Source organism: Pseudomonas sp. PA-1-6B, from assembly GCF_021609545.1.
Taxonomy (GTDB): Bacteria; Pseudomonadota; Gammaproteobacteria; order Pseudomonadales; family Pseudomonadaceae; genus Aquipseudomonas; species Aquipseudomonas fluorescens_BV.
On sequence record NZ_WJZM01000041.1, the window covers coordinates 1 to 17554 of the forward strand.

The 17554-nt window shown below is 61.6% G+C and carries 15 protein-coding genes; 10 read left to right on the forward strand and 5 right to left on the reverse strand.

What is annotated here, in order from left to right:
* Positions 1–24 precede the first annotated feature (24 nt).
* Entirely contained in the window at positions 25–933 is a 909-nt protein-coding gene (locus GIV35_RS18795; protein ID WP_198716695.1) for an SdiA-regulated domain-containing protein, read from the forward strand.
* On the opposite strand, the gene GIV35_RS18800 is transcribed toward GIV35_RS18795, so the two are convergent.
* Together GIV35_RS18800 and rpiA are read right to left on the reverse strand one after the other, a co-directional pair.
* The gene (locus GIV35_RS18800; protein ID WP_223023090.1) at positions 934–2880 is read right to left on the reverse strand and encodes an autotransporter domain-containing protein; all 1947 of its coding nucleotides are present in this window, start codon (positions 2878–2880) and stop codon (positions 934–936) included. It abuts the gene before it with no gap.
* Positions 2881–3213: 333 nt separating this feature from the next.
* Entirely contained in the window at positions 3214–3885 is a 672-nt protein-coding gene (gene rpiA, locus GIV35_RS18805; protein WP_003195201.1) for a ribose-5-phosphate isomerase RpiA, read from the reverse strand.
* A 138-nt stretch (positions 3886–4023) separates the two neighbouring features.
* On the opposite strand from rpiA, the gene ilvA reads away from it, so the two are divergent.
* Positions 4024–5538, forward strand: coding sequence for a threonine ammonia-lyase, biosynthetic (gene ilvA, locus GIV35_RS18810; RefSeq protein WP_105228889.1), 1515 nt, complete (start codon positions 4024–4026; stop codon positions 5536–5538).
* Positions 5539–5578: 40 nt separating this feature from the next.
* The gene (locus GIV35_RS18815) at positions 5579–5992 is read left to right on the forward strand and encodes a DUF2269 family protein (RefSeq protein WP_014720366.1); all 414 of its coding nucleotides are present in this window, start codon (positions 5579–5581) and stop codon (positions 5990–5992) included.
* A gap of 105 nt (positions 5993–6097) precedes the next feature.
* Here the strand turns inward: GIV35_RS18815 and GIV35_RS18820 are convergent, their stop codons facing one another.
* Positions 6098–6754, reverse strand: coding sequence for an HAD family hydrolase (locus GIV35_RS18820; protein WP_054895972.1), 657 nt, complete (start codon positions 6752–6754; stop codon positions 6098–6100).
* 143 nt (positions 6755–6897) lie between these two features.
* Here GIV35_RS18820 and GIV35_RS18825 point away from each other — a divergent pair, with 143 nt between their 5' ends.
* Both GIV35_RS18825 and ptsP read left to right on the forward strand, forming a co-directional pair.
* Complete coding sequence (locus tag GIV35_RS18825; RefSeq protein WP_003176750.1) at positions 6898–7377, forward strand: RNA pyrophosphohydrolase; 480 nt, start codon at positions 6898–6900, stop codon at positions 7375–7377.
* A gap of 22 nt (positions 7378–7399) precedes the next feature.
* The gene (gene ptsP, locus GIV35_RS18830; RefSeq protein WP_003195193.1) at positions 7400–9679 is read left to right on the forward strand and encodes a phosphoenolpyruvate--protein phosphotransferase; all 2280 of its coding nucleotides are present in this window, start codon (positions 7400–7402) and stop codon (positions 9677–9679) included.
* 98 nt (positions 9680–9777) lie between these two features.
* Here ptsP and GIV35_RS18835 read toward each other — a convergent pair whose 3' ends face one another.
* Complete coding sequence (locus GIV35_RS18835; RefSeq protein WP_236264428.1) at positions 9778–10524, reverse strand: NRDE family protein; 747 nt, start codon at positions 10522–10524, stop codon at positions 9778–9780.
* Between the two features lie 216 nt (positions 10525–10740).
* Here GIV35_RS18835 and lgt point away from each other — a divergent pair, with 216 nt between their 5' ends.
* Both lgt and GIV35_RS18845 read left to right on the forward strand, forming a co-directional pair.
* Entirely contained in the window at positions 10741–11553 is an 813-nt protein-coding gene (lgt, locus tag GIV35_RS18840) for a prolipoprotein diacylglyceryl transferase (RefSeq protein WP_003195189.1), read from the forward strand.
* 51 nt (positions 11554–11604) lie between these two features.
* On the forward strand, positions 11605–12438 hold the full coding sequence (locus tag GIV35_RS18845) for a thymidylate synthase (protein WP_014720362.1): 834 nt from the start codon (positions 11605–11607) through the stop codon (positions 12436–12438).
* 130 nt (positions 12439–12568) lie between these two features.
* Here GIV35_RS18845 and cadR read toward each other — a convergent pair whose 3' ends face one another.
* Positions 12569–13009 (reverse strand): Cd(II)/Pb(II)-responsive transcriptional regulator, encoded by a 441-nt coding sequence (gene cadR, locus GIV35_RS18850; RefSeq protein ID WP_105228885.1) that lies wholly within the window; start codon positions 13007–13009, stop codon positions 12569–12571.
* An 85-nt stretch (positions 13010–13094) separates the two neighbouring features.
* On the opposite strand from cadR, the gene GIV35_RS18855 reads away from it, so the two are divergent.
* The 3 genes from GIV35_RS18855 to GIV35_RS18865 all read left to right on the forward strand — a co-directional run bounded on the left by GIV35_RS18855 (position 13095) and on the right by GIV35_RS18865 (position 17553).
* Entirely contained in the window at positions 13095–15389 is a 2295-nt protein-coding gene (locus tag GIV35_RS18855; RefSeq protein ID WP_236264429.1) for a heavy metal translocating P-type ATPase, read from the forward strand.
* Positions 15390–15405: 16 nt separating this feature from the next.
* On the forward strand, positions 15406–16269 hold the full coding sequence (locus GIV35_RS18860) for a LysR family transcriptional regulator (RefSeq protein ID WP_054898683.1): 864 nt from the start codon (positions 15406–15408) through the stop codon (positions 16267–16269).
* 219 nt (positions 16270–16488) lie between these two features.
* The gene (locus GIV35_RS18865) at positions 16489–17553 is read left to right on the forward strand and encodes a putative 2-aminoethylphosphonate ABC transporter ATP-binding protein (protein WP_223023088.1); all 1065 of its coding nucleotides are present in this window, start codon (positions 16489–16491) and stop codon (positions 17551–17553) included.
* The last annotated feature ends 1 nt before the right edge of the window (position 17554 follow it).

Here is a 17554-nt window from a genome sequence, read left to right on the forward strand (position 1 = left end):
AGTTTTTTCGCTGAGCCCGCCCCGATGCGTCGACTTGCCCGCCCAAAACCTGCTGTTTTTATCCTGCTGTTGCTCGCCTTGGTCGCTGCCGGGCTGGTGGCACAGCAGTTCCGTCTGTTCGAACGCGCCTGGTTCAACTGGCAGGTGTGGTACCAGCCTGCGGATGAGCGCGCCATTGGCCTGGCGGACTACCGTGTCACCCTCGAAGGCCAGGTGATAGAAGGGCTCGACGACGATGTCTCGGCCCTGACCTACGACCCCGTGCGCAAAAGCCTGTTTACCGTCACTAATAAAAACGCCGAACTGGTCGAGTTGTCGCTGGAGGGCAAGATCCTGCGGCGCATTCCGCTGGTGGGCTTTGGCGATGCCGAAGCGGTGGAATTTATCAGCGACAACATCTACGTCATCAGCGATGAGCGCCAGCAGCGCTTGATCAAAGTGCATGTGGACGATGACACCACGTTCCTCGACGCTGCCGATGCGGAGCAAATGACCCTGGGCGTGCACGTTGGCGGCAACAAGGGCTTTGAAGGGTTGGCCTACGATTCGGTGGGCAAGCGCTTGTTCGTGGCTAAGGAACGCGACCCCATGCTGATCTACGAGGTCCATGGGTTTCCCCATTTCAAGCCGGATAAAACCTACTCGGTGCATGTGATCAACAACCCCAAGCGCGATGCCGGGCTGTTTGTGCGCGACCTGTCGAGCCTGCAATACGACGAGCGCAGCGGCCATCTGTTGGCGCTGTCGGATGAGTCGTTCCTGGTCTTGGAGCTCGATATTGATGGTCGCCCTCTAAGCAGTCTGTCGTTGCTTAAAGGGCGCCATGGCCTGAGCAAGCGCGTGCCCCAGGCCGAAGGGATCGCCATGGATGACGACGGCACGCTGTACATGGTCAGCGAGCCCAACCTGTTTTACGTGTTCAAGAAACCCTGATCAGAACAACCATTGCACGCCCAGCGAATAACCGGTCTGGCTGCCTTCAGCATGCCCGAGGCGGCCATTGACCTCGGCAAACACGCCCAACTGTGGGGTGATCGCCAGTTGGCTGCCGAGTTGTGCGCGAGCGAAGCTTTTATCCACTGAGCCCAGCCTGGCGGTGCGGGCCTGGCCATCGGCGCGTGCGGTGAGTTGCAGGTCGTCCAGGCGGCCGTCGGCCAATTCCTTGACCCAGGCGATGTCGCCGTAGGGCATCAGGTTCAGGCCAAAGGGCAGGGCAACAGCGCCGCGCACGCGCCAGCCGAGGCTGGCTTCCAGCGAGTCGAAAGACTGCTCTTCGTACTCCAGGGCCGTGCGCAGGTTCTGCTTTTCGTGGAACTTGTCGATGCGGTAATGGCTGTAGTCCAGGCCGGCGAACGGCCCGCTCTTGATCGCGCCAAAGTCAAAGTCATAGCCACCCAGCACCCGTGCGCCCAACGCCAGGGTATCGGTGTCGCCCGTCAGTTGCTGATTGAGCAGGATCGGCCCGCCATTGGCCTGGATGACCAGGTTGCGCTTGGAGTCGAAGCGGGTGTGGCCCAGGCTCAGGTCACCGGCCAGCCAGCTTGGCCCGCCATCGTTGAGCAGCGCATAGACGGCTGCCTGCCAGGTGTCGCTGTCGAGCTTGCCGCGATGTTCCAATTTGTCGCGCCCATTGAGGTAGCTGAGGCTGGCGCCGATATTCAGGCTTGAAGTCAGTTGGTAGTCACCGAGGGCATGCAGACCCACGCGCCGGGCTTCGGGGTTGGGGGCCGTGTCGAAGCCGCTGTCCGGGTTGTATTCGCCATCCACACCGATCTCGCCATCAAAGCTTGCGACCTCGCGGCTGGCCGCTTGCAGGGTCAGCCAGCGGCGATCATGCAGGCGCACCAGGGCCTGATGCTGGCGCTGCAGGTTGTCTTGCATATTGCGCGCAACGGCACCGCCAGAAGCGGTCGAGGCCATCAGGTCGGCGTTGGTCAGTTCCAACACCAGGCGGCTGAGCAGGCGTGAATAGTCACGCAGGCGCTGGTCAATGCGCGCCTGGCCGAACGCATCGGTCAGCACGGCTTTGTTGTCTTCGTTCGGGTCGTGCCAGGTCGAGCCGCCGGGGATTTTCGGGTTGTCGGTCTGGGTGTAGCCGTCCAGGTCGCCCAGTTCCCAGTTGGTGGCCTCTATATAAAGGATCGGGATATTCAGCGGTTCGAACGCTTCACCATCGCTGCAGCAGCCGGTGCCCTTTGGGTACTGCGGGTCCAGGCCAGGGTTGCTGAACAAGGGGATGTTCAATTCCCTGGCGATCTGGAAGGTGTGCTCGCGCAAGGAGGCCAAGGCCGGGTTGGCGGTGCTGTTCTGGCCGGCGTGGGCGTACATCATGTCGCCGGTGATCAGGCTGTCGAGGTTGATCATCGCGAGCATGTTGGCGCGCTGACTGGCGCTGAGTGAGTCGACAAAGGCACGGGAGCCGCGCAGGCCTTCTTCTTCGGCGCCGAAGCCAACGATTTGCAGGCCATTTTCCAGTGACAGGCCGCCGAGGTTCTTCGCCACCTCGGTCAACACGCTGGCGCCGGAACCGTTGTCATCCAGGCCTTGCAGGGTCGGGCGGCCGAAGTAAGTGTCGAAGTGCGCGCCAATCACCACGTATTGGGCCTTGGTACCAGCGGCAGAGGCCACCACGTTTTGCGAAGCCCGGCTGCCGTTGTTCCAAGTGAAGTCCTGGCGGCTGAAGTTATAGGCCGTGCCCATCTGGCTCTGCATCCAGTCGGCTGCTCCGGCAAAATTTGCCGTGCCGCGATATCGGCCAGGGTAGTCGTTGATCAGTTTTTCCAGGGTGGTGTTGGCGTGCTGGCCGTAATCGTAGGCCTGGGTATGCGTGGACAGCAGGGCACCGGCAACGCTGATGGCGAAGGCTAGAGGCTTTATCACAAGGTCTTCCTTGAGGTGAGGGGGACGTTCAAGCCCAGACCCTTTGCACAATGCGCGCCTCATTCCATGGGCGGCTGCGAATTGGCGCATTGTTAAACGCGTGGGTCGCGTGGCTGTAATTTGTAACGGATTGGATACCAGGCGGGGCAGGGGATGCCGTGACAGAGCGCACGGTTTTGGCGAGGAGTGCTGCGAAAAGTAGCGTTTTTGTTACATCGCTCTAGAGTCGAGCGCTAACACATGTGGGAGCTGGCTTGCCTGCGATGGCATCGCCTCGGTATCCATTGATACACCGAGTCGTCTGCATCGCGGGCAAACCCGGCTCCCACAAGGTCAGGCCTTGAGGGTTTTCACGCCTTCCGGGGTGCCCAGCAGCAATACATCCGCCGGGCGCGCCGCGAACAGGCCGTTGGTGACCACGCCCACAATGGCGTTGATCTGCGTCTCCAGCTCCACCGGGTTGGTGATCTGCATATTGAACACGTCGAGGATGATGTTGCCGTTGTCGGTCAACACACCTTCGCGGTACACCGGGTCGCCGCCCAGTTTTACCAGCTCGCGGGCCACGTGGCTGCGGGCCATGGGGATGACTTCCACCGGCAGTGGGAACGTGCCCAGCACGGGGACCAGCTTGCTCGCGTCGGCGATGCAAATGAAGGTCTTGGCCACGGCCGCGACAATCTTCTCGCGGGTCAGGGCCGCGCCGCCGCCTTTGATCAGGTTCAGGTGCTCGTCGCTTTCATCGGCGCCGTCGACGTAGAACTCCAGGTCGCTCACGGTGTTGAGCTCGTACACCGGAATGCCATGGCCCTTGAGGCGGGCAGCGGTGGCTTCGGAACTGGCCACGGCGCCGTCGAACGCGCCCTTGTGCTGGGCCAGTGCGTCGATAAAGCAGTTGGCGGTGGAGCCGGTGCCGACACCGACGATGCTCTTGTCGTCGAGTTTAGGAAGGATTAAATCGACAGCGGCCTGGGCCACTGCCTGTTTGAGTTGATCCTGGGTCATGCGGGCTCCGGAACGGGCGGGGAATTAACGAGGGCGGCGAGTATAACCCAACAAAACCTCGGGATTCGTGTGGTCGCCCGGCCAAACGCTGGGTTAGACTCCTTGGCCCTGCCCAACCCGTGAAGTAGATGCCTGCCGATGCTTGAACACTACGTCAAAAAAATCCTCACCTCGCGTGTTTACGACATCGCTGTCGAAACCCCCTTGCAGACTGCCCGCCAGCTCTCCGAGCGGCTGGGTAACAAGATTTGGCTCAAGCGCGAAGACTTGCAGCCGGTGTTCTCGTTCAAGATTCGCGGCGCCTACAACAAGCTGACCCAGCTCAGCGCCGAAGAACGTGCGCGCGGCGTCGTCACCGCGTCGGCCGGCAACCATGCCCAGGGCCTGGCCCTGGCGGCCAAGGTGCTGGGGGTGAAAGCCACCATCGTGATGCCCAAGACCACCCCGGAGATCAAGGTCGAAGGCGTGCGCTCCCGTGGCGGTAAAGTGGTGTTGCACGGTGATTCCTTCCCGGAAGCCCTGGCCTACTCGCTCAAGCTGGTCGACGAAAAAGGCTACGTCTACATCCACCCCTACGATGATCCGCACACCATTGCCGGGCAGGGCACCGTGGCGATGGAAATCCTGCGCCAGCACCCAGGGCCGCTGGACGCGATTTTCGTACCGGTGGGCGGCGGCGGTCTGATCGCCGGGATTGCGGCGTACGTGAAATACCTGCGCCCGGAGATCAAGATCATCGGCGTGGAGCCTGACGATTCCAACTGCCTGCAAGCCGCCATGGCGGCGGGCGAGCGCGTGGTATTGCCGACCGTCGGCCTCTTTGCCGACGGCGTGGCAGTGGCGCAGATCGGCCAGCACACCTTCGATATCTGCAAGCACTATGTGGATGAAGTGATCACCGTCAGTACCGATGAAATCTGTGCGGCGATCAAGGACATCTACGACGATACCCGCTCCATCACCGAGCCGGCGGGTGCGCTGGGCGTGGCCGGGATCAAAAAGTACGTCGAGACCCGCGGTGTCAGCGGCCAGACCTTTGTCGCCATCGACTCGGGCGCCAACGTCAACTTCGACCGTTTGCGCCATGTGGCCGAGCGCGCCGAACTCGGTGAAGGCCGTGAGGCTATCATCGCGGTGACCATCCCCGAGCGGCCGGGCAGCTTCAAGGCCTTCTGCGAAGCGGTGGGCAAGCGCCAGATCACCGAATTCAATTACCGCTACCACTCCGGCAGCGAAGCGCACATTTTCGTCGGCGTGCAGACCCACCCGGAGAACGACCCGCGCAGCGCGTTGGTGGCCAGTTTGACCAGCCAGGGTTTCCCGGTGCTGGACCTTACCGAGAACGAACTGGCCAAGTTGCACATTCGCCATATGGTCGGCGGGCATGCGGCCAAAGTCAGCGACGAGTTAGTGTTTCGTTTCGAGTTTCCGGAACGGCCGGGGGCGTTGTTCAACTTTCTCCACAAGCTCGGCGGGCGCTGGAACATTTCGATGTTCCACTACCGCAACCACGGCGCGGCTGACGGCCGAGTGGTGGCGGGCTTGCAAGTACCGGCGGACGAGCGCCACCTGGTGCCTGCCGCGTTGGCGCAAATCGGTTACCCGTACTGGGATGAAAGCGAAAACCCGGCTTACCAGCTGTTCCTCGGTTGAGCGACTACGCTGACTGAGCGGCCTATAAGGAATAGAGACCATGGAAACGCTGACCACCCTCAAGGTGATCCACATCACCGCCACCGTATTGCTGCTGCTCAGCGGCCTCGGCCTGGCCGTATTGGCGTGGCGTAAACGCAGCGCCGGCCCGGCCGCGACCGTGCAGCGCCCCTGGGCATTTGTATGGCTGCTGATGGGCATTTGCCTGGTGAGCATGCCATTTACCGGGTGGTGGCTGGTGCACCTGCTCGGCTGGCCACTGGGGCAAACCTGGATCTTGGGCTCCAGCATTCTCTACACCGTGGCGGCGCTGGCCTGGTTCTGGCTGGTGGCGCGGCTCAATCGGCTGCGCAAGGGCGAGGGCGGGAGCCTGAATTTCACCCTGGTGCTGGCGGTGGTCAGCCTGGTGGGGTTTGTGGCGATTGCCGGGCTTATGGGCGCCAAGCCTGTTTGAAACCGCGTCGCCTTCATCGCAGGCAAGCCAGCTCCCACACTTGACCGGATTCCAACATGAGAACAGAGTCAAAATGTGGGAGCTGGCTTGCCTGCGATAGCGTTGTCAGCTGCGCAGCGTAATCACCGGCCAACCCCGTTTCTGGGCCTCAGCACGAAGATTCGGATCCGGATCCACTGCCACCGGGTGCGTCACCTGCTCCAGCAACGGCAAATCATTCATCGAATCGCTGTAGAAGTAGCTGTCTTCCAGGCTATGCCCGGTTTCTTCCAACCAGCGGTTCAAACGCGTCACCTTGCCCTCGCGAAAGCACGGCACATCGGTGCTGCGCCCGGTATAACGGCCATCCACCATTTCGCACTCGGTGGCGATCAGGGTCTCGACGCCCAGGCGGGCGGCAATCGGCGCGGTGACGAAGCGGTTGGTGGCGGTGATGATCACCAGCTTGTCACCGGCGGCGCGGTGCTTGGCCAGCAGTTCAACGGCCTTGGGGAGCATGATGGGCTCGATGCAGTCGCGCATGTAGTCGTTGTGCCACGCGTCCAGCTGGGCCATCTCGGTGCGGCCGAGGATTTCCAGGCAGAAGTTCAGGTAGGCGGCGTTATCCAGCCGGCCGGCCAGGTAGTCCTGGTAGAACTCGTCGTTGCGGGCCTTGTAGGCTACCGCGTCGAGAATCCCGCGTTCACACAGGTAATCGCCCCAGGCGTGATCGCTGTCACCGCCCAGAAGGGTATTGTCCAAGTCGAATAAAGCCAGGCGCATTGCAGTTACTCGCTGAAAAGTCTGTAAAAAGGCGTCCAGAATACGGTCTTTTCACAAGAGTGCACATAAGGTAAGAAGCCTCGTTGCCGCTGGAACAACCTTTGTGGAACAATGCGGCGACATGCGTTTGCGAGGTTGTTGCCGTGATCGACCCCGATGGTTTCCGTCCTAATGTCGGCATTATTCTGACGAATGATGCCGGACAGGTGCTATGGGCTCGCCGAATCAACCAAGATGCCTGGCAGTTTCCTCAAGGTGGAATCAACCCCGACGAAACCCCTGAAGACGCCTTGTACCGTGAGTTGAACGAAGAAGTCGGCCTTGAGCGCGAAGATGTGCAAATTCTGGCCTGTACCCGTGGCTGGTTGCGCTATCGTTTGCCGCAACGCCTGGTGCGTACCCACAGCCAACCGCTGTGCATCGGCCAGAAGCAGAAATGGTTTCTTTTGCGCCTGATCTCCAACGAGCAGCGGGTGCGGATGGATTTGACCGGTAAACCGGAGTTCGATGGCTGGCGCTGGGTCAGCTATTGGTATCCGTTGGGCCAGGTGGTGACATTCAAGCGCGAGGTTTATCGTCGCGCTCTCAAAGAGCTTGCCCCGCGCCTTTTAGCGCGCGACTGACGACGGAGTTCGACCCCGAGCCATGCTCAATACGCTGCGCAAGATCGTCCAGGAAGTTAACTCCGCCAAGGATCTCAAGGCGGCGTTGGGGATTATTGTGTTGCGCGTCAAGGAAGCCATGGGCAGCCAGGTCTGCTCGGTTTACCTGCTGGACCCCGAGACCAACCGTTTTGTGCTGATGGCCACGGAGGGCTTGAACAAGCGCTCCATCGGCAAGGTCAGCATGGCGCCCAATGAAGGTCTGGTGGGCCTGGTGGGGACGCGTGAAGAACCCCTGAACCTCGAGAACGCGGCCGATCACCCGCGTTATCGCTACTTTGCCGAAACCGGTGAAGAGCGCTACGCCTCGTTCCTTGGCGCACCGATCATTCACCACCGCCGTGTTGTCGGCGTGTTGGTCATCCAGCAAAAAGAGCGTCGCCAGTTCGACGAAGGCGAAGAAGCCTTCCTGGTGACCATGAGCGCGCAACTGGCCGGGGTTATCGCCCACGCCGAAGCGACCGGCTCGATTCGCGGCCTGGGGCGCCAGGGCAAGGGCATCCAGGAAGCCAAGTTCGTCGGCGTACCGGGTTCGCCAGGCGCCGCGGTGGGTACCGCGGTGGTCATGCTGCCGCCAGCCGACCTCGATGTGGTGCCGGACAAGAGCGTCAGTGATATCGACGCCGAGATCAAACTGTTCAAGACCGCCCTCGAAGGCGTGCGCGCCGACATGCGCAACCTGTCGACCAAGCTGGCCACCCAGTTGCGCCCCGAAGAGCGTGCGCTGTTCGACGTGTACCAGATGATGCTCGACGACGCGTCCCTGGGTAACGAAGTCAAGACCGTGATCAAGACCGGCCAGTGGGCCCAGGGCGCGTTGCGCCAGGTGGTCACCGATCACGTCAACCGTTTCGAAATGATGGACGACGCCTACCTGCGCGAGCGGGCATCGGATGTGCGCGACCTGGGTCGCCGTCTGTTGGCGTACCTGCAGGAAGACCGCAGCACCAACATGGTCTTCCCCGATAACACCATCCTGGTCAGTGAAGAATTGACCGCCACCCAGCTTGGCGAAGTGCCTGAAGGCAAGCTGGTAGGCCTGGTCTCGGTATTGGGTTCGGGTAACTCCCACGTGGCGATCCTGGCCCGCGCCATGGGTATCCCGACGGTGATGGGCCTGGTGGACCTGCCGTATTCCAAGGTCGATGGTATCGACATGATTGTCGACGGGCATCGCGGCGAGGTATTCACCAACCCCAGCGACGTGCTGCGCAAGCAATACGCCGAGGTGGTGGAAGAAGAGAAGCAACTGGCCCAGGGCCTGGATTCGCTGCGCGAGCTGCCGTGTGTCACCCCCGACGGCCACCGCGTACCGCTGCTGGTCAACACCGGCCTGCTGGCGGATGTAGCCCGTGCGCAACAACGCGGCGCCGAAGGGGTGGGTCTGTACCGCACCGAAGTGCCGTTCATGATCAACCAGCGTTTCCCGAGCGAGAAGGAGCAGCTGGCGATTTATCGCGAGCAACTGCAAGCCTTCCACCCGTTACCGGTGACGATGCGCAGCCTGGATATTGGCGGCGACAAGTCACTGTCCTATTTCCCGATCAAGGAAGACAACCCCTTCCTTGGCTGGCGTGGTATTCGCGTTACCCTCGACCATCCCGAAATCTTCCTCGTCCAGACCCGCGCCATGCTCAAGGCCAGCGAGGGCTTGAACAACCTGCGTATCCTGCTGCCGATGATCTCCGGCACCCATGAACTGGAAGAAGCCCTGCACCTGATCCACCGCGCCTGGGGCGAAGTGCGCGACGAAGGCGCCGATGTGCCGATGCCGCCGATTGGCGTGATGATCGAAATCCCGGCGGCGGTGTACCAGGCCAAGGAACTGGCGCGGCAGGTGGACTTCCTGTCGGTAGGCTCCAACGACCTGACCCAGTACCTGCTGGCCGTGGACCGTAACAACCCACGGGTGGCCGACCTCTACGACTACCTGCACCCGGCGGTGCTGCAAGCGCTGCAACACGTAGTGCGCGACGCCCATGCCGAAGGCAAGCCGGTGAGTATATGCGGCGAAATGGCCGGTGACCCGGCGGCGGCGGTGCTGTTGATGGCGATGGGCTTTGACAGCCTGTCGATGAACGCCACCAACTTGCCGAAAGTGAAGTGGATGCTGCGCCAGGTGGAGTTGAGCAGGGCCAAGGATTTGCTCGCCGAGTTGATGACCATCGACAACCCGCAAGTTATCCACAGCTCGCTGCAATTGGCGCTGAAAAACCTGGGGCTGACCCGGATGATCAACCCGGCCTCGGCCAAAACCCTCTAGACCGAGGCGCCTTCATCGCAGGCAAGCCAGCTCCCACCTGTGGAATGCATTCCCCAGTGGGGGCTGGCTTGCCTGCGATAGCGGTGGTCCAAGCAACGCTAAAACATCAGGTCCACCTCACCCAGCCGCCCACCGTGCGGGCCAAAGCTGCGCTCCAGCATCCGCCGCGTCCCATCGGCATTCACAATCAGCGCTGTGCTTGCCCGTGTCCCATAACTGGGGCTGGCGATAAACACGCTCGACAGCAGGCTTTCAGTCGCCAGGCCTACGCCGGTGTCCGGCAACTCAGCAAACGGGGCAGTCTGCGGGTCGCTGAGAATTCCCAGCAGTGCCTCAGGCTCGGGGTTTTCCAGCCCGGCGCTGAACGCTGCTTTGGCCTTCACCAGCTTCGGCCATGGCGTATCCAGCCCGGCATTGGATAACCCGTACACCCCAGCCTTCAGCAGCGTAGGCTCGGTGTCATTGGCGTTGTAGTGCCACAGCTCATCCCGCGTGCCCACCAGCAGGTTGAACCCGGCATATTCAATCGAGCGGCCATTCACATCGGCCAAATAATCGTCGATCGGCAGCGAACCGTTGAGAAACCGCGCAACCAGTTCGCCGCGAGACTTGCGTGCCGGTGGCTGGTGCGGGTCGCGGATGTTGGTCAAGGCGGCAAAGCGCCCATCCGCGTTCATCCCCAGCCAGGTGCCCCCGGCCTCCTGATCGCGACCGGCATAGACCTGGGGCGCATCCGCCCACTGGGTCAGCGGCAGGCTGGGGCGGGCGTAGAACTCATCGCGGTTGGCCGCGACGATCAGTGGCTGGGCATGGCCCGGTCGCCAGGCGAAAACAATCAGGCACATCGGGTGACCCCTTTTGTGTTTTTGCCACTCTACCCACAGACGCGCCGGTGTTCCATCGTCTCGAAGTTGGGCCGCGCACCTCTGATCCGTTAACATGCCGAGCTGTTTGGTGTGTATGTGAACTTCTTAATTTGATCTCGCAGCTGTAACGCAGGCTTAATCGCACATCGGCATGGTCCGGTGCGTCATGACTAAATGTTTTAACGAGGAGTCGCAATGCTGCCTTACCCGCAGATCGACCCGGTGGCCCTGGCCATCGGTCCGCTGAAAATCCATTGGTACGGGTTGATGTACCTGATCGGCATCGGCGGTGCCTGGCTGCTGGCTTCCCGGCGCCTGAACCGTTTCGATCCGACCTGGACCAAGGAGAAGCTCTCCGACATGGTGTTCTGGATGTCGATGGGCGTGATCGTCGGCGGGCGCCTGGGGTATGTGCTGTTCTACGACCTGTCTGCGTATCTCGCCAACCCGACCCTGATCTTCGAAGTGTGGAAGGGCGGCATGGCGTTCCACGGTGGGTTTATCGGCGTGATGATTGCCGCCTGGTGGTTTGGTCGGCGCAATGGCAAGTCGTTCTTCCAGCTGATGGACTTCGTCGCACCCTTCGTGCCGATCGGCCTGGGCGCCGGGCGCATTGGTAACTTTATCAACGCCGAGCTGTGGGGCAAGCCGACCGACGTACCCTGGGCGATGGTGTTCCCGCCGTTCAGCGACCCGGCGCAACTGCCGCGCCACCCGTCGCAGCTGTACCAGTTCGCGTTGGAAGGTGTGGCGCTGTTCCTTATTCTCTATATCTTCTCGCGCAAGCCACGCCCAACCATGGCCGTGTCGGGCATGTTCGCGCTGTTCTACGGGATTTTCCGCTTTATCGTCGAATTCGTACGGGTACCTGATGCGCAGTTGGGCTACCTGGCGTGGGGCTGGCTGACCATGGGTCAGGTGCTTAGCCTGCCGATGATCCTGGCGGGCCTGGGCATGCTGTGGTGGGCGTACAATCGCCCGCAGCCGCTGAAGAACGCCGCGCTTTAAATTCGAATGCCAAGACCAGGAGGTCTTGGCTTCAACGATACGGGTAAAAACATGAAGCAATATCTCGAACTGCTGCAGGACGTCGTGACCAATGGCCTGACCAAGGGCGACCGCACGGGCACCGGCACCAAGGCTGTGTTTGCGCGTCAGTATCGGCATAACCTGGCCGACGGCTTCCCGCTGCTGACCACCAAGAAGCTGCACTTCAAAAGCATCGCCAACGAACTGATCTGGATGTTGAGCGGCAACACCAACATCAAGTGGCTCAACGAAAATGGCGTGAAGATTTGGGACGAGTGGGCCACCGAAGACGGCGACCTGGGGCCGGTCTACGGCGAGCAGTGGACGGCCTGGCCGACCAAGGACGGCGGCACGATCAACCAGATCGACTACATGGTGCACACGCTCAAGACCAACCCCAACAGCCGTCGCATCCTGTTCCACGGCTGGAACGTCGAATACCTGCCGGACGAAACCCAGAGCCCGCAGGAAAACGCGCGTAACGGCAAGCAAGCCCTGCCGCCGTGCCATTTGCTGTACCAGGCGTTCGTGCATGACGGCCATCTGTCGATGCAGCTGTATATCCGCAGCTCCGACGTGTTCCTGGGCCTGCCGTACAACACCGCTGCGCTGGCGTTGCTGACCCACATGCTGGCCCAGCAGTGCGACCTGATCCCCCACGAGATCATCGTCACCACCGGCGACACCCACGCCTACAGCAACCACATGGAACAGATCCAGACCCAGTTGGCGCGTACGCCGAAAAAACTGCCGGAACTGGTGATCAAGCGCAAGCCTGCGTCGATCTACGACTATAAGTTCGAAGACTTCGAAATCGTGGGCTACGACGCCGACCCAAGCATCAAGGCCGACGTGGCGATCTAAAGCCTGTTGCGGGAAGAAATTGTGGGAGCTGGCTTGCCTGCGATAGCGCAGTGTCAGGCGACGTCAATGTCGCTGGTCCACCGCCATCGCAGGCAAGCCAGCTCCCACATGGGTTCGGTGTTCGCTTGAGTTAATGGCCGTGGCTTCTGCCCACATGCGAAGGCTCGGCCTCGCTGGCCGAAATCCCTCCGCTGACCTCCAACTGCTGCAAGATCCCGCACTGGTTCCCACCGCCGCAACGTTGGCGCAAGTCCAGCAGTTGCTCCTGCAAGGCCAACAATCCATCGATCCGCGCTTTCACATGATGGATATGCTCGTCGATCAACGCATTTACGCTTTCACACTGGTCCTGGGGGCTGTCACGCAGCCCCAGCAGGCTGCGGATTTCTTCAAGGGTCATGTCCAGGCTGCGGCAGTTGCGGATAAAGGTCAGTCGCTCGGTATGTGCCTGGGTGTATACGCGGTAGTTGCCGTCGGTGCGTGCCGGAGGCGGCAGCAGGTTTTCCTTCTCGTAATAACGGATGGTTTCCACCGGGCAATCGGTGAGTTTGGCCAGTTCGCCGATCTTCATCGCAGCAATCTCCAAATGGGTGCTTGACCCTATAGTGGCTACAGGGTCTTTACTTGGCAACAGGCACCTTTACGGACGCGACCTGATGAGCCACTCCATTCATACCCCGCACAAGCACGACCACAAGCATGATCACGATCACGCTCATGACCACGGCCATGATCACAAACATGACCATGGGCCTGCCAAACTCACGCCAGTGGATAACCACGGCCATTCCGGCTCCTGCTGCTCCGGCGCTGCCGGGCCTGCCATCGTGACCTTGAGTGAAGCGCCCACCGCCGGCTCGCGCCTGAGCACCTTCCGCATCGAAGCCATGGACTGCCCTACCGAGCAGACGCTGATCCAGAACAAGCTGGGCAAGCTCGCTGGCGTGCAGCAACTGGAATTCAACCTGATCAACCGCATCCTCGGCGTCACCCATGACCTGCCGAACACGGCGCCGATCATTGAGGCAATCAAGTCCATCGGCATGCAGGCCGACCCTATCGAAGAAGGCAGCCCCGCTGCCGCGCCGCCCGCCAAGAAACATTGGTGGCCGCTGGCGGTGTCGGGCGTGGGTGCCTTGGGGGCTGAGGTGTTGCACTTCACTGGTGTGGCGCCCACCTGGGTAATCGCGCTGGTGGCGTTGGTGTCGATTCTCAGCGGCGGCCTTACCACCTACAAGAAGGGCTGGATTGCCCTGAAGAACTTCAACCTCAATATCAATGCCTTGATGAGCATCGCGGTGACGGGCGCGATCCTGATTGGCCAGTGGCCGGAAGCGGCGATGGTGATGTTCCTGTTCACCGTGGCCGAGTTGATTGAGGCCAAGTCCCTGGACCGGGCGCGCAACGCCATCAGCGGCCTGATGCAGATGACCCCGGAACAGGCCACGGTGCGCCAGGTCGACGGTTCCTGGTTGGAACAAGAGGTCAAAAGCATTGATCTTGGCGCGATTGTGCGGGTAAAGCCTGGCGAGCGCATCGGCCTCGACGGTGAAGTCACGGCCGGTCAGTCCACCATCGACCAGGCACCGATCACCGGGGAAAGCCTGCCGATAGACAAAACCGTGGGCGATAAAGTGTTTGCCGGCACCATCAACCAGGCCGGTTCCCTGGAGTACAAGGTCACCGCCGCGGCCAACAACTCCACGCTGGCGAGGATCATCCACGCGGTGGAACAGGCTCAAGGCGCACGCGCCCCGACCCAGCGGTTTGTCGACAGTTTCTCCAAGGTCTACACCCCGGCCGTCTTCCTGTTTGCCCTCGGCGTGGCGGTGATTCCGCCGCTGTTCATGGCGGGCGTGTGGTTTGACTGGATCTACCGCGCTCTCGTGCTGTTGGTGGTGGCCTGCCCTTGTGCCTTGGTGATCTCCACCCCGGTGACTATTGTCAGCGGCCTGGCAGCAGCGGCGCGCAAAGGCATCCTGATCAAGGGCGGCGTGTACCTGGAGGGCGGCTACAAGCTCGACTACCTGGCCCTCGACAAGACCGGCACCATCACCCACGGCAAACCGGTGCAAACCGACTACCTTCCGTTGTTCCCGAATATCGAAGACAGCGCGCCGGCCCTGGCGGCCAGCTTGGCATCGCGTTCCGATCACCCGGTGTCCCTGGCGATTGCCAACGCGGCTGTGGATAAAAACCTGTCGACTCACGCTGTGGATAACTTCGAGGCCCTGGCCGGGCGCGGTGTGCGGGGTGACATCAACGGCCAGACCTATCACCTGGGTAACCACCGCCTGGTGGAAGACCTCGGCCTGTGTTCCGAGGCCTTGGAAGAGAAACTCTTTGCCCTGGAAAAACAAGGCAAGTCCGTGGTGTTGCTGTTGGACAAGTCTGGCCCGCTGGCGCTGTTTGCCGTGGCCGACACGGTCAAGGAGAGCAGCCGCGAGGCCATTCAGCAGTTGCACGACCTGGGCATCAAGACCCTGATGCTCACCGGCGACAACACCCACACTGCTAAGGCTATTGCGGCCCAGGTGGGTATCGACCAGGCTCAGGGCGACCTGTTGCCCACCGACAAGCTGCAAGCCATCGAAACCCTTTACGGCCAGGGCCATCGGGTGGGCATGGTCGGTGACGGTATCAACGACGCCCCGGCCCTGGCTCGTGCCGAGATCGGCTTTGCCATGGCCGCAGCGGGCACCGATACCGCTATCGAGACCGCCGACGTGGCGCTGATGGACGATGATTTGCGCAAGATTCCGGCTTTCATTCGGTTGTCGCGGCAAACGTCGAGTATCCTCAAGCAGAACATCGCCCTGGCGCTGGTGATCAAGGCGATCTTCCTGGCCGTCACGTTCATGGGCATGGCGACCATGTGGATGGCGGTCTTCGCCGACATGGGCGTGAGCCTGCTGGTGGTGTTCAATGGCCTGCGCCTGGTGCGCAAATAGAGGATGAGAGGGTGGTGTGCTGAGTGCTGAGTTAAAGGCGTTTTTCATGGTCGCCCGCCTGGGCAGCATTACCCAGGCGGCGAAGAAACTCGGCTTGAGCCAGCCCACGGTGACCACCCAGATTCGCAACCTGGAAAGCCACTACGGCGTCGAGTTGTTCTACCGTGGCGGCCGCCGCCTCACCGTCAGCGACGAAGGCGCGCGGCTATTGCCGATGGTCAAGGCGCTGTTGCAGCAGGAAGCGGATATCGAGTTTTTCCTGCGCAACAACGGCCAGGTCCAGGGTGCGCTGAGAATTGCCGCAACGGCGCCGTATTATATCCTCGATCTGGTCAAAGCCTTTCGCGAGCGCCTGCCCCAGGTGGACGTGTCGGTGGAAATCGGCAACTCCCAGCAGGTGCTTGAGGCGCTGGACGATTACCGCGTCGATGTCGCGGCCTCATCGCAATTGCTGGAAGACGCCCGGCTGATCCGCCGCGTGCTGGGCACCGACCCGCTGGTGCTGGCGGTGCACCGCAATCACCCGTTGGCCAAGCTCGATCACGTACCGTTGAGCGCGCTAGTCGGGCATACCTTGCTGATGCGTGAAGCGGGCTCCACCACCCGCAGGCTGACGGAAGAGATGTTGAAGAATGCGGGTGTCGGATATGGGCCGTTGTTGGAGATTGGCAGCCGTGAGTCGATTCGCGAGGCGGTGCTGCGCAATATCGGCATCAGCATCATCGCCCGCCAGGAAGTGCCCCATGACCCGCAGTTGCGCGTGCTGACCATCGAGAATGCACCGCAGATTCCTGAGTATTTGTATTGCCTCAAGGAGCGCAAAGGAGCGCGCCTGCCGGCGGCGTTCCTTGGCCTGGCTCAGGAAATGTCACCCCTCTGAACATTGATGGCGGCTTTTAAATAGCTATCGCAGGCAAGCCAGCTCCCACATTTTTGATTGGTGAACCCATTCAAGTGTGGGAGCTGGCATGCCTGCGATAGCGGTCGTGAGTCCTACACAAATCCACCAATACCACTATCACCTCCTTTTGCCTTTCTGCCACACCCGCTACGCATTGCCCTCCTAGCATGGCCTTCATCCGTTCGATGAGGTGCCATCATGCACACAGCCCTGACCCAACCCGGCGCACCGATGAAAGTGCGCGAAATCCAGAAACGCTTTGGCGCCTTCACCGCGCTGGACAACGTCTCCCTGGACGTCGCCGCCGGCGAGCTGGTGTGCCTGCTGGGCCCTTCCGGCTGCGGCAAGACCACACTGCTGCGCTGCATCGCCGGCCTGGAGCGCCAGGACAGCGGTGAGCTTTACCTGGGCGAGCGGGACGTGTCCTTGCTGCCACCCCAGGCGCGGGACTACGGCATTCTGTTCCAGTCCTACGCGTTGTTTCCCAACCTCAGCGTTGAAGCGAACATCGGCTACGGCCTCAACGGCAGCGGCCGCGATGAAGTGCGCAAGCGGGTCGCGCAGATGCTTGAGCTGGTGGGGCTGGTGGGCAGCGAAAAGAAGTACCCGGGCCAACTCTCCGGCGGCCAGCAACAGCGCGTCGCCCTGGCCCGCGCACTGGCGCCGGCGCCGTCGTTATTGCTGTTGGATGAGCCGATGTCTGCCCTCGATGCCCGGGTGCGCGAGCACCTGTGCACCGAACTGCGCCAACTGCAGCGGCGCCTGGGCATCACCACCTTGATGGTGACCCACAACCAGGACGAAGCCATGTTGATGGCCGACCGCATCGCCGTGATGAACAACGGCAAGGTCGAGCAGTACGCCACGCCCCAGGAAATCTACGACCGCCCGGCCACGCCGTTCGTGGCGGAGTTTGTCGGCCAGGGCAACTGGTTGCCGTTCAGCCGTAACAGCGCCAGCCATGCCCAGGTGGGTGGGTTGAACATGCGCCTGGCTGAGGACGCGGGTGTCGCCCAGTCCGGCCGCTTGTTTTGCCGCCCGGAAGCCATTTGCGTCAACCCGCCGGTGCATGAAGAAAACCTGTTCCCGGCCAAGGTTCGCGAGATCACCTTTCTCGGTAACCGCTGCCGCATGAGCTTTGAGCTGGAACAATTGCCGGGCCATGCGTTGCTGGCTGAACTGGCGCCGGAAGCGATGCCGCGCCTGGGCGCCCAGGACATCTGGGTGGCGTTGCCGCCGCGCAGCCTGCAGGTGTTTGCCTAAG